The 12252-nt window shown below is 55.9% G+C and carries 12 protein-coding genes; 2 read left to right on the plus strand and 10 right to left on the minus strand.

Going from position 1 to position 12252, the window contains the following annotated elements; translation table 11 throughout:
• Window positions 1-26 precede the first annotated feature (26 nt).
• Window positions 27-1772 carry an adenine deaminase C-terminal domain-containing protein gene (locus tag GS3922_RS14255; RefSeq protein ID WP_063166886.1) on the minus strand — a complete coding sequence of 582 codons (1746 nt, stop codon included), beginning with the start codon at window positions 1770-1772 and terminating at the stop codon, window positions 27-29.
• Between the two features lie 94 nt (window positions 1773-1866).
• Here GS3922_RS14255 and GS3922_RS14260 point away from each other — a divergent pair, with 94 nt between their 5' ends.
• Entirely contained in the window at window positions 1867-2112 is a 246-nt protein-coding gene (locus GS3922_RS14260) for a YgaP family membrane protein (RefSeq protein WP_063166887.1), read from the plus strand.
• A 149-nt stretch (window positions 2113-2261) separates the two neighbouring features.
• Complete coding sequence (locus tag GS3922_RS18445; protein WP_327054892.1) at window positions 2262-2366, plus strand: EYxxD motif small membrane protein; 105 nt, start codon at window positions 2262-2264, stop codon at window positions 2364-2366.
• On the opposite strand, the gene purD is transcribed toward GS3922_RS18445, so the two are convergent.
• The 9 genes from purD to purC all read right to left on the minus strand — a co-directional run bounded on the left by purD (window position 2320) and on the right by purC (window position 12191).
• Window positions 2320-3612 carry a phosphoribosylamine--glycine ligase gene (gene purD, locus GS3922_RS14265; protein WP_063166888.1) on the minus strand — a complete coding sequence of 431 codons (1293 nt, stop codon included), beginning with the start codon at window positions 3610-3612 and terminating at the stop codon, window positions 2320-2322. The genes GS3922_RS18445 and purD overlap by 47 nt on opposite strands.
• A gap of 25 nt (window positions 3613-3637) precedes the next feature.
• The gene (purH, locus tag GS3922_RS14270; protein WP_063166889.1) at window positions 3638-5176 is read right to left on the minus strand and encodes a bifunctional phosphoribosylaminoimidazolecarboxamide formyltransferase/IMP cyclohydrolase; all 1539 of its coding nucleotides are present in this window, start codon (window positions 5174-5176) and stop codon (window positions 3638-3640) included.
• Entirely contained in the window at window positions 5142-5771 is a 630-nt protein-coding gene (gene purN / locus GS3922_RS14275) for a phosphoribosylglycinamide formyltransferase (RefSeq protein WP_063166890.1), read from the minus strand. Before purN ends, purH begins: the two co-directional genes overlap by 35 nt.
• The gene (purM, locus tag GS3922_RS14280) at window positions 5768-6808 is read right to left on the minus strand and encodes a phosphoribosylformylglycinamidine cyclo-ligase (RefSeq protein WP_063166891.1); all 1041 of its coding nucleotides are present in this window, start codon (window positions 6806-6808) and stop codon (window positions 5768-5770) included. The genes purN and purM overlap by 4 nt, the downstream gene beginning before the upstream one ends.
• Window positions 6809-6937: 129 nt before the next feature.
• Complete coding sequence (purF, locus tag GS3922_RS14285; protein ID WP_063166892.1) at window positions 6938-8350, minus strand: amidophosphoribosyltransferase; 1413 nt, start codon at window positions 8348-8350, stop codon at window positions 6938-6940.
• Window positions 8326-10554, minus strand: coding sequence for a phosphoribosylformylglycinamidine synthase subunit PurL (gene purL / locus GS3922_RS14290; RefSeq protein WP_063166893.1), 2229 nt, complete (start codon window positions 10552-10554; stop codon window positions 8326-8328). Before purL ends, purF begins: the two co-directional genes overlap by 25 nt.
• Entirely contained in the window at window positions 10538-11224 is a 687-nt protein-coding gene (gene purQ, locus GS3922_RS14295) for a phosphoribosylformylglycinamidine synthase subunit PurQ (protein WP_063166894.1), read from the minus strand. The genes purL and purQ overlap by 17 nt, the downstream gene beginning before the upstream one ends.
• A complete protein-coding gene (gene purS, locus GS3922_RS14300; protein WP_063166895.1) occupies window positions 11221-11475 on the minus strand; it encodes a phosphoribosylformylglycinamidine synthase subunit PurS in 255 nt (84 codons plus the stop codon). The genes purQ and purS overlap by 4 nt, the downstream gene beginning before the upstream one ends.
• Complete coding sequence (gene purC / locus GS3922_RS14305) at window positions 11463-12191, minus strand: phosphoribosylaminoimidazolesuccinocarboxamide synthase (protein ID WP_063166896.1); 729 nt, start codon at window positions 12189-12191, stop codon at window positions 11463-11465. The genes purS and purC overlap by 13 nt, the downstream gene beginning before the upstream one ends.
• Between the last annotated feature and the right edge of the window lie 61 nt (window positions 12192-12252).

The following is a 12252-nucleotide window of genomic DNA, read 5'->3' on the forward strand; positions in this document are numbered from 1 at the left end:
GACACACAACCTTTTTCTTTTTTATTTTACCGCATTATCGAAGGAAAGAGTACCGTTTTGTGCATCACATCATAAATGCCGCGCTGGGTAATGCGCACGTATGGCAAATGAGTTGACTGTAAAAAGAGCAGCGAGTACACCGGATCCTCAAAATGATACCCACGTTCCCGCAAAAGACGGACGAATGTCTTTTCCTCGTTCATCAACGGTTTCATGTCCAAGGTGGACGTCATGCCGCCAAGCGGGAGCGGAAGCTCAAATAAAATGGTTCCGTCCTCAACGAGCACGATGCCGCCGCCGATGTCCTTCATCCGCTGAAAGGCAAGCATCATATCTTCTTTATGTTTGCCGATCAAAATGAAGTCGCCGGTGTTCGAATATGAGCTCGCTAACCCGCCGAGCGCCGATGAAAATCCTTTTAACATCGTATTGACGCGCCAGCGGCCGTTTCGGTCAAGCAGCACTAAAAAGCATTCGTCATGGTCGTGGCCTAACCGGTCGTGCGACGTATCGATCGACACGGAGTACGGCTTTAAAATGACCGCATTTTCCATGCGCAGCCCCATCGGCATCGAAAACTGCAAATCATCCCATTCCAACTCCCATGACAATGAAAGCGGCCGAATGCCAAACTGTTCCCATTTCGGTGCTGGCCATGCGCCTGACGGCTCCCCTTCCCGCTTCACCCATTCGCCTTTGGCAAGCACCTGCACCGGCGTCGGGTCATGGGCCGAGCGCAAGAAGTTGATATGCGCAATCCGGCCGGTAGCGATGCTGCCGTGAAGATGTTCAATGCCGTAATGACGGGCGGCGTTGATCGTCGCCATGGCATACGCATCAATCACCGGCACGCCATGCTCAATGGCGATGCGGAGCAGCTGATCTATGACTCCGTCTTCATAAAAGGCGGGCGGCGAACCATCGGTCGTCAATAAGCATTTGTCATAATACCGGATGCCAAGCGCTTTCATTTCCTCAAGCAGCACCGGCAAATCCGGGCGGATTGACGAATGGCGCAGCGTGACCGTATAGCCGTGCCAAAGGCGCAGGCGCACTTCTTTTCCCGTCATCGCTTCATGGTCTCCGTCTACACCAAAAAGCGCCATTTTCACCAGCGTTTTCTCCGACGCTCCCGGAAAGTGCCCCTCGATTTTACGGCGCCGCCGTTTCGCCTCTTGCATCCAGTAAAGAACGATGTCATCACCGCTGACGAGCCTAGGCCACGATGTCAGCTCACCGCCCTGAAGAACCGTTTCCTGATCCAGCCACCGTTTGATCCGAGCGTTTGACAGCTGCTCATCTTCGCGCTCTAGCTCCGTTTGCCCGTCAAAGCGGCACCACCAATACATCGAGGTTGGAAGCGCATTCATTTCTTGCAAAAATAAAAACGCCTCTTCATCGCCAGCTTGCAAAAGGAAAAATAAGTTATCATTGACCAGCGTCGTCGTCCCGCACGTTGCCGCATAACGGGCAAAGGAATGGGGATTATATAATTGAAATGGATGGACATGCGGCTCAATGTAGCCGGGGACGAGCACATACCCGCGGCAGTCGACAATTTCACATGATTCATCGACACGGTCGGGAAGCCGCTCTCCGGCGTACACAATACGGTCGCCATGTATCCATATATTCCCTTTCACCCACTCGCGGAAATAGGAATGCAAATACGTTGCGTTCGTTAATACTTTTGTCGGCGATTGTTTGCCATCAATCACCGCTGCCTGTTCGCGCAGTTCACTGCTTTTCCATCGGTAGCGTTGTTCGCCCATTGACACCCCGTCCCTTGTTTCCTAATCGTTCCATATAATCATTTTAACGCACGAAAGCGATTTTCACAATAAAAAGATAAGGAGGGACACACCAATGGCGAATATCGGCATTGTCAACGCACTGATCCGCATCACGTTCGGCTTAACCGTCGTCGCATGGGCGACAGCCCGGTTCGCCCGGCGGCCGTGGTGCACGTCGTATTTGTTTGCCATCGTGCTTGGAGCCATGAAAGTTGGCGAAGGGATTACCCGTTTTTGTCCGGTGACGGCCCTGTTTGACAATATGCAGCGCGAACGGCTGCTCGATGAACAAAAGGAAGCCGTTGTCAATCCGACATAAGCATAAACCGCTTCCGCACCTGTCAGGAAACATCGTTGAAACAACGTTGGGATGATCCGTTACGTCTCCGTACGGCTAAGTCGCTTCGTTTCACGCAAGAAAAGGTGTCCCGCGTCCGGGACACCTTCGATACAAAGGAGTGAATGAGGATGTTGCTTGAATATATGACCGATATGTCGTTTGTGTTGGCGACGTTGATCGGCGGCATTATCGCCCTGTCGTACGTGTATTTGCGGCGGAGGCGCGTTCGATAGCGCGCCGGCCGATGTCGCAGCGGTAAAACAGGCCGTCACAGTCAATTGCCGCCAATTGCTCGTATGCTTTTTCCTTCGCCTCAGCGAGCGTCGCCCCCTTGGCCGCCAGCAGCAGGACGCGGCCGCCGTTTGTATAGAGCGTTCCATCTTCCCGCTTCGTGCCGGCATGGAACAACAACGCATCCGGAGCGAGCCGCTCAAGTCCGCGGATGGCCGCCCCGCGTTCGTAAGCGCCTGGATAGCCTTTCGCCGCCAGCACGACGCCAAGCACCGCTTCGTCCGTCCACTCGAGCTCCAGTTCTTTTCCGTCCATCACTACCAAGATCGCCTGAAGCAAATCGGTTTTTAAGCGCGGCAGTACGACTTGCGCCTCCGGATCGCCGAACCGGGCGTTAAATTCAATCACTTTCGGCCCGGCTGGTGTGGCAATCAACCCGGCATACAGGACGCCGGTAAACGGTCGGCCTTCGGCCACTAACGCTTTGGCGGTCGGACGCAAAATCGTCTCCAAGGCGATTTGGACCGTATCGGCGGATATTTGCGGCACGGGCGAATACGCTCCCATCCCCCCAGTGTTCGGTCCCTCGTCCCCGTCATACGCCCGTTTATGGTCTTGGGCGATGGCAAGAGGATACACCTTCTCGCCGTTTACAAACGCCATAAACGAAAATTCTTCGCCTTCCAAATACTCCTCGACCACGACTTGGCTGCCGGCTGCACCGAATTGTCCGTCGACAAGCGCGGCCTTCGCTGCGGCCAGCGCTTCTTCCACTGTTTGGGCGACAGTGACGCCTTTTCCAGCGGCCAACCCGTCCGCTTTAATGACGATCGGCGCTCCTTTTTCCTCAATATACACTTTGGCTTGTTCATATGAGGAAAACGTCGCATGTTCCGCCGTCGGGATGCCGTATGTTTTCATAAGCTCTTTCGCAAACGCTTTGCTTCCTTCAATGAGCGCCGCCGCTTGGCTCGGGCCGAATATGCGCAGCCCTTCCGCCATAAAGCGGTCGGCAATGCCGGCGGCCAGCGGCGCTTCCGGCCCGACAATCGTCAAATCAATCTTGTTTTGTTTCGCAAACTGAACAAGCGCGTCAAGATCGAGTTCATCAATGTCGACGAGCTCTGCTACTTCCCCGATGCCCGGGTTGCCCGGCGCGGCATACAGCTTGCCAACAAGCGGGCTTTGCGCCGCCTTCCAAGCGATGGCATGCTCGCGCCCGCCGCGTCCGACTACGAGAATGTTCATCGTCTTCCTCCCCTTTTGCCGCCGTTTAATGTTTAAAATGGCGCACGCCGGTAAACACCATGGCAATGCCATACTCATCCGCTTTGCGGATCGAATCGGCGTCACGAATCGAGCCGCCCGGCTGGATGATGGCCGTAATGCCGGCTTTTGCCGCCGCTTCAACGGTGTCGTCCATCGGGAAAAAGGCGTCGGAGGCGAGCACCGCGCCTGCCGCCTGCTCCCCGGCTTGTTCAATGGCGATCTTCGCCGCGCCGACCCGGTTCATTTGTCCGGCGCCAACACCAACGGTCATGCCGTTTTTCGCCAGTACAATGGCATTGGATTTGACATGCTTCACAACGTTCCATGCAAAACGAAGCTGTCCGCGCTCTTCTTCGGTCGGCTCGCGCTTCGTAACGACATTCCATTCGGCGTCCTCAAGCGTATACGTATCGGCATCTTGGACGAGCAAGCCGCCGCTGACCGAAACGAGCGTTTTTTCCTTAACGTCGGGCGCCGCGAAATCAAGCGTCAACAGGCGGATATTTTTCTTTTTCATCAAAATGGTGAGCGCCTCGTCACTAAACGATGGCGCGATGACGATTTCCAAAAAGAGATCATGCATCCGCTCTGCCGTTTCTTTGTCCACTTCCCGATTCACCGCGATAATGCCGCCAAAAATGGACACCGGATCGGCCTCGTACGCTTTCGTAAACGCCTCAAGCAACGTCGCGCCGACACCGACGCCGCACGGGTTCATATGTTTGATGGCTGCCACGGCCGGCTCCTGAAACTCGCGAATAAGGTTGATGGCCGCATTGGCATCGTTAATGTTGTTGTACGACAGCTCTTTGCCGTGCAGCTGTACTGCTTTGGCAATCGAGAACGCCGCACCGAGCGGTTTGGCGTAAAACGCCGCTGATTGATGCGGATTTTCGCCATAGCGCAACGATTGTTTTTTCGTATAGGTGACGGTGAGCGATTCCGGGTACTCCTCGCCGGTAAGGTTCGTCAAATACTCGGCGATCATCGCATCATACGCCGCCGTATGACGGAACGCTTTCGCCGCCAATTTTTGCCGCGTTTCCGCTTGGATCGATCCGTTTGCTTTCAGCTCCTCGATGACCGCTCGGTAATCGGCTGGATCGACGACGATGGCGACATCGGCATAGTTTTTCGCTGCGGCGCGCACCATCGTCGGACCGCCGATATCGATGTTTTCAATCGCCTCAGCCAGCGTCACGTCTGGCTTCGCGATCGTTTGCTGGAACGGATACAAGTTGACGACGACCAAATCGATCGGACGGATGCCATGCTCCGCTAGCGCCGCCTGATGGCGCTCATCGCCGCGCACCGCCAAAATGCCGCCGTGAATGGCCGGATGCAGCGTTTTGACGCGCCCGTCTAAAATTTCCGGAAACCCGGTGACATCGGAAATCGAGATGACCGGGACACCAGCCTCCTCAAGCGCCCGTTTCGTCCCGCCTGTCGAAATGATCTCGACGCCGAGTTCGGCGAGCTGTTTGGCAAACGGAATGATCCCTTCTTTATTAGACACGCTGATTAATGCTCGTTTGACTGCCATCGTTCTCGATCCTTTCTTCTTGTTGTTCCGCTTCCCCTAGCAGCATGCGCAATACCGCCGGATATAACTCATGTTCGACCGCATGAATGCGCGCCTCAAGCGCTTCGATCGGCTCGCCGGGCACGATCGGAACAGCGCGCTGGGCGATGACCGGCCCGGTGTCCATCCCTTCATCGACATAATGGACGGTGACGCCCGTTTCCGACACGCCCGCCCGGTACGCCTGGCCGATGGCGTCTTTGCCTGGAAACGCCGGCAACAGCGACGGATGGATGTTGACGATTTTCCCTTCATAAGCGGAAAGCAAGGTCGGCCCGATCAAGCGCATATAGCCGGCTAACGCGATCCATTCAACTTGCCGTTCCTTTAACTTACGCAAAATCTCGTTCTCAAACGCCGCTTTCGACGGGTAGTCTTTCGGGGAAAACACGAACGCCGGCACGTTTTCGCGCCCCGCTCGTTCGATGACCTTGGCGCCCGGCCGATCGCAGACCAGCAGGGCGATGTCAGCCGGCAGCTCGCCGCGCTTCGCCGCATCGACGAGCGCTTGAAAATTCGTTCCGCTTCCGGAGGCAAACACGGCCAACCGCTTCATGCTTTGCCCCCTCCGGTAAACGACACGCCCGCTCCTTTTGCCACTTCGCCAATGATGTAGGCCGGCTCTCCTTGTTCGTCCAACCATTTCACAAGCGGCGCTGCCGTTTCCGGGCTGACGGCGAGCACGAGGCCAATGCCCATATTAAACACGGAAAACATCTCTTCTTCTTCAAGGTTGCCGTTGGCGCGCAAGAAGTCAAAAATCGGCAACACCGGCCACGAGCCGCGCTGAATGCGGGCTTCAAGCCCTTCCGGCAGCATGCGCGGAACGTTTTCGATCAACCCGCCGCCGGTAATATGCGCCATCCCTTTGATCGTAAACCGTTCAAGCACCGAACGCAACCGTTTCGCATAAATGCGCGTCGGCTTCAGCAGTTCCTCACCGAGCGGAACGCTAAGCGGCTCGTAAATTTTATCAAGCGACAGCTTTGCTTGTTCAAACACGATGCGGCGCACAAGCGAGTAGCCGTTGCTATGCAGGCCGCTTGACGGAAGGCCAATCAACACATCGCCTGCCTGGATCGTTTGCCCCGTCACCAATCGTTCTTTTTCGGCAATGCCGACGGCAAACCCGGCCAAATCGTACTCGTCTTCCGCGTACATTCCCGGCATTTCCGCCGTTTCCCCGCCGATCAAGGCGCAGCCGGCTTCGACGCAGCCGTCAGCCACCCCCTTGACGATGGCGGCGATTTTTTCCGGCACCGCTTTGCCACAAGCGATATAGTCAAGGAAAAAGAGCGGTTCCGCCCCTTGGACAACGATGTCATTGACGCACATCGCCACACAGTCGATGCCGATCGTATCGTGCCGGTCAAGCAAAAACGCCAATTTCAGCTTTGTCCCGACGCCATCCGTGCCGGCGATGAGCACCGGCTGGCGGTAGCCAAGCGCCGATAAATCAAACAAACCGCCAAACCCGCCAATTCCGCCCAACACTTCCGGACGCATCGTTTTTTGCACGTGCTGTTTCATGAGGGCGACGGCCTGATAACCGGCCTCAATGTCAACTCCTGCTTGTTTGTATGCTTTTGCCACGCTAAATCCCCCTTTTCTTCGCCCGCTGCATCCGAACGTGCGACAAGCATCTTAACGACCATTGGCTCCGTCCCAATGGAAGCGCGCCCACCTATCCTCGCTATCCGATTCCGGGTTGAAGCGCACTCATCATTTGACGGTCATGCACGGTCGGGCGATTTGGCTGACCCGGGTTGGGTATTGGCCGGTAAAACAGGCCAAACATTGTCCGCGCTGCGGCACACCTTCCGGGCGTCCGATCGCCGCCAGCAGCCCTTCTTGGCTAAGAAACGCCAACGAATCGGCGCCGATTAAGCGGCGGATGTCTTCGACCGTATGTTTCGCTGCAATCAGTTCTTCCTTTGACGACGTATCAATGCCGTAAAAGCAAGGGTGGGTGATCGGCGGCGCACTGATGCGCACATGCACTTCAACCGCCCCCGCTTCGCGGAGCATCGCGACAATGCGGCGGCTCGTCGTTCCGCGCACGATCGAATCGTCGACCATCACGACCCGTTTGCCGGCAACCACGCCGCGCACCGGCGACAGCTTCATTTTGACCCCTTGTTCACGCAACGCCTGTGACGGCTGGATGAACGTCCGGCCGACATAACGGTTTTTAATGAGCCCTAATTCGTATGGAATGCCGGTCGCCTCAGCATAGCCGATGGCAACCGAAATGCTTGAGTCCGGCACACCGGTGACAATATCGGCTTCGGCTGGCGCCTCGAGCGCCAACCGCTTCCCTAAATTTTTCCGCGCCGTGTGGATGTTAATGCCATCAACATGGCTGTCCGGGCGGGCAAAATAAATGTATTCCATGCTGCAAATGGATCGCGGCTGCTCCGGAGCAAACCGTTCCGAACGCACCCCTTCGCCGCTGATGATAAGCAGTTCCCCAGGCGCCACTTCCCGCTCGTACGTCGCCCCGATGACATCAAATGCGCACGTTTCCGAGGCGACGACATATGCCGAGCCGAGCCGGCCGAGCGACAGCGGCCGAAACCCGTGCGGGTCGAGCGCCGCATACAGCGCCGTTTCCGTCAGCAGCAAAAACGCAAACGCCCCTTCAATCTGGCTGAGCGCTTCTTTCATTTGCCCGACAAATGTCGGCGCTTGACTGCGGCGAATGAGGTGGGCGAACACTTCCGTATCCGATGTTGTCTGAAAAATGCTCCCTTGTGCTTCGAGCGCAAGCTTCAGCTCGATGGCATTCGTCAAGTTGCCGTTATGGGCGAGCGCCATCGCGTCGGTTTGCGAGCGGAACAGAAGCGGCTGGACATTCTCATAGCCGCCCCCGCCCGCCGTCGAATAGCGGACATGGCCGATCGCCGCCGAGCCGCAAAGCGCATCGAGCGTGCCGCTTTGAAACACGTCCGTCACCAAGCCAAGCCCTTTATGGCCAGACAAATTCCCACCGCCCGCCACCACGATGCCGGCTCCTTCTTGGCCGCGGTGCTGCAGGCTGTGGAGCCCATAATACGTGAGCCTGGCGGCGTCCTCATGCCCCCAAATGCCGAAAATACCGCACTCTTCGTTCAATCCTTTGATTTCAGCAAGCATGGAATAGCCCCTTTCCAGACGTTTCGCATGTCGTCGACCGAAAGGCGAATGACCGTTTCCCCATGTTCCCCGTTCACTGTCAGTATGCCGTCGTTCGTCACTTCCCCAATCTGTTTCGCTTCCACGAGCTGCTCAAATGCTTCTTGATGTTCTTTTTTCACCGAAACAACGAAGCGCGACTGCGTTTCGCTGAACAGCTCGCTCACTAGATCGCCATTGATCGTCACATTTGCGCCAAACCCGGAAGCGCCGATGACACACTCGGCAAGCGCAACCGCCAATCCACCTTCAGCGATGTCATGCGCGGACACCACGACCCCAGCGCGAATCGCGGTCAACAGCTGACGCTGGCGGCTTGCTTCCACTTTCAAATCAAGTTCCGGCGCTTTTCCAAAAATGCGGCCCTCTAACCATTTTTGCAACTCGCTGCCGCCAAACTCCGGTTTCGCCTCGCCGATCACATAAATCAAGTCACCTGCTTGCTTAAACGGCTGGGTCGTCACATGGGAAAGATCGTCAATGAGCCCAACCATCCCGACGACCGGCGTCGGATAGACCGCTTCACCGTTCGTTTCATTATAAAGGGAGACGTTGCCGCTCACAACCGGCGTTCCGAGCGCCCGGCACGCTTCACTCATCCCATCAACCGCTTTTTCGAGCTGCCAAAAAATGTCCGGCTTTTCCGGGCTGCCGAAGTTGAGGCAGTCCGTTATGGCGAGCGGTTTCGCCCCAGAGCAAACGACGTTGCGCGCCGCCTCGGCAACGGCAATTTTTCCGCCCATTTCCGGATCTAGGTACAAATAGCGCGAGTTGCAGTCCGTTGTGAGCGCGAGCGCCTTATTCGTGCCGCGAATGCGCACGACGGCCGCGTCCGATCCCGGAGCGACGACCGTGTTCGTCCGCACCATGTAGTCGTACTGATCGTACACCCATTCCTTGCTGGCGATCGTCGGCTGGGCGAGCAGCCCGAGCAATGTTTGATTGTAATCTTCAATGTGCGGAATATACGGCGGCATCGCTTGAAATTCGCGGTAATAAGCCGGCTCCACAGATGGTTTATGATATACCGGCGCGTCTTTCGCCAACGCGTCAACCGGAATTTCCGCCACTACTTCACCATGGAAAAACAGGCGGAGCATTCGATCGTCGGTCACTTTCCCGATCGCTTTTGCCTCTAAACCGTATTTCGCAAAAATCGCAGCGATTTCCTCTTCCCGGCCTTGCTCAACAACAAGCAGCATCCGTTCCTGTGATTCGGACAACATCATTTCGTATGGCGCCATGCCTGCCTCGCGCTGCGGAACGAGGTCTAAATTCATTTCGATCCCGAAGCCGCCTTTGCTTGCCATCTCGGCCGAGGAGCTCGTAAGCCCAGCGGCGCCCATATCCTGAATGCCAACTAACGCATCGGACTTAACCGCTTCTAGACACGCTTCCAGCAACAGTTTTTCCATAAACGGGTCGCCGACTTGCACGGCCGGGCGCTTCGCTTCCGATTGCTCGCTTAATTCCTCAGAGGCAAACGTCGCCCCATGGATGCCGTCGCGTCCCGTTTTCGCCCCGACATACATGACCGTATTGCCGACGCCGGTCGCCACGCCGCGTTGAATATCTTCATGGCGGATGATGCCGACGCACATGGCATTCACTAGCGGATTGCCTTCATACGCCGGGTCAAACTGCACTTCACCGCCGACGGTCGGGATGCCGATGCAGTTGCCGTACCCGGCGATGCCGGCGACGACGTGTTCAAACAAATAGTTAACGCGCGGCGACGTCAATTCGCCAAATCGAAGCGAGTTAAGCAGCGCAATCGGCCGCGCCCCCATCGAAAAGACGTCACGGATAATGCCGCCGACCCCGGTCGCCGCCCCTTGGTACGGCTCGATGGCCGACGGATGGTTATGGCTTTCGATTTTAAACGCCACCGCCAGCCCGTCGCCGATGTCGACAATTCCCGCGCCTTCGCCCGGCCCTTGCAGCACATGCGGGCCATCGGTCGGGAATTTTTTCAGCACAGGTTTGGAGTTTTTGTAGCTGCAATGCTCTGACCACATAACGGAAAAAATGCCCGTTTCCGTGTAGTTCGGCAGTCGGCCCAAAATCGCTTCAACGCGGGCAAACTCTTCGTCCGTCAATCCCATTTCACGATACAATTTTTGTTCTTTAATCATCGCCGCGCTCGGCTCAAGCAGTAACGACATGCATCTCCCTCCAATAATTGACGATCGATCGGAATAGTTTCAGTCCGTCCGCGCTGCCGAGCAAAGCGTCGACCGCCCGCTCCGGATGCGGCATCATGCCGAGCACATTGCCGCGCTCGTTGACAATGCCGGCGATATCCGCCAAGCTGCCGTTCGGGTTTTCCCCATGGTAGCGGAAGACGATTTGCCGGTTTTCGACAAGGCGCTGGAGCGTTTGTTCGTCGCAATAATAATTTCCTTCACCATGGGCGATCGGAATGGTAATCACTTCGCCCTTATCATAGGCAGAGGTAAACATCGTTTCATTGTTTTCCACGACAAGCTGCACCGGCCGGCAAATGAATTTCAGCCCTTGGTTGCGGCGCATCGCCCCAGGAAGCAGGCCGGCTTCAAGTAAAATTTGAAACCCGTTGCACACCCCAAGCACCGGTTTTCCGGCTTCCGCGGCTTGTTTCACGGCGGCCATCACCTTGGAAAAACGGGCGATCGCCCCCGAACGCAAGTAATCGCCGTATGAAAAGCCGCCTGGAAGCAAAATGGCGTCGAACCGATCGAGATTTTCTTCATCATGCCAAACGTATTCCACTTCTTCGCCGAGTTCATCGGCGACCGCATGGTACATATCGACATCGCAATTCGATCCCGGAAAGACAATGACGGCAAACTTCATCGGGCGACGGCCTCCTCGATTTCATAACGATAGTCTTCAATGACTGGATTGGACAGCAATTTTTCACACATTTCGCGAACGAGCTCATCGATATCGCGATCGCTATCGTCAATGACAAGCTCCATAAACTTACCGATTCTGACATCTTTCACTTCCGTATACGATAAGCTGTGCAGCGCCCCCTTCACCGCCGTCCCTTGCGGATCCAACACACTCTCACGCAACGTGACATACACTTTTACTTTATACATGCCGATTCTCCCCCTAACCGTTGTAAAATGACCTCATACGCCTCGGTTAAACTGCCAAGATCACGGCGAAATACGTCCTTATCCAGTTTCTCATTCGTCTCGGCGTCCCAAAGCCGGCACGTATCCGGCGACACCTCATCCGCTAAGAGGATCGCGCCGTCCGCCGTGCGGCCGAACTCAAGCTTAAAATCAATTAATCTCACTTTTCGCTCGGCAAAATGAGCGCGCAACACGTCGTTCACTTTCAGCGCTTCGCTTTTCAGCCAGGCGATCTCCTCGCGGCTCGCGAGCTTCAAAATCGCAATGTGGTCTTCCACGAGCAGCGGGTCGCCAAGGTCATCGTTTTTGTAGTAAAACTCGACAAGTGGAGTTTCAAGCGGAGTCCCTTCCGCCAAACCGAGGCGCTTCGCCAAACTCCCGGCCACGACGTTGCGGACGACGACTTCCAGCGGGATGATCGCTACACTTTTCACAAGCTGCTCGGTCGGCGACAATTTTTTCATAAAGTGATTGGGAATGCCTGCTTCTTTCAATTTCGTAAACAACAAACTGGAAATCTCGTTATTGAGCCTCCCTTTGCCGACGATCGTCGCCTTTTTCTCGCCGTTAAATGCCGTGGCGCTGTCTTTGTACTCCACCCAAAGGACATCCCGCTCATCCGTCGCGTAAATTTTTTTCGCTTTCCCTTCATACAACAGCTGCTGTTTTGTCGGCATCATGTAAGCCTCCATTATCCAGAAGATTGAAAATTTTTTGTGTAACCGGCCGGCATGAGGG

Origin of the sequence: Geobacillus subterraneus, assembly GCF_001618685.1 — a bacterium.
GTDB lineage: Bacteria > Bacillota > Bacilli > Bacillales > Anoxybacillaceae > Geobacillus > Geobacillus subterraneus.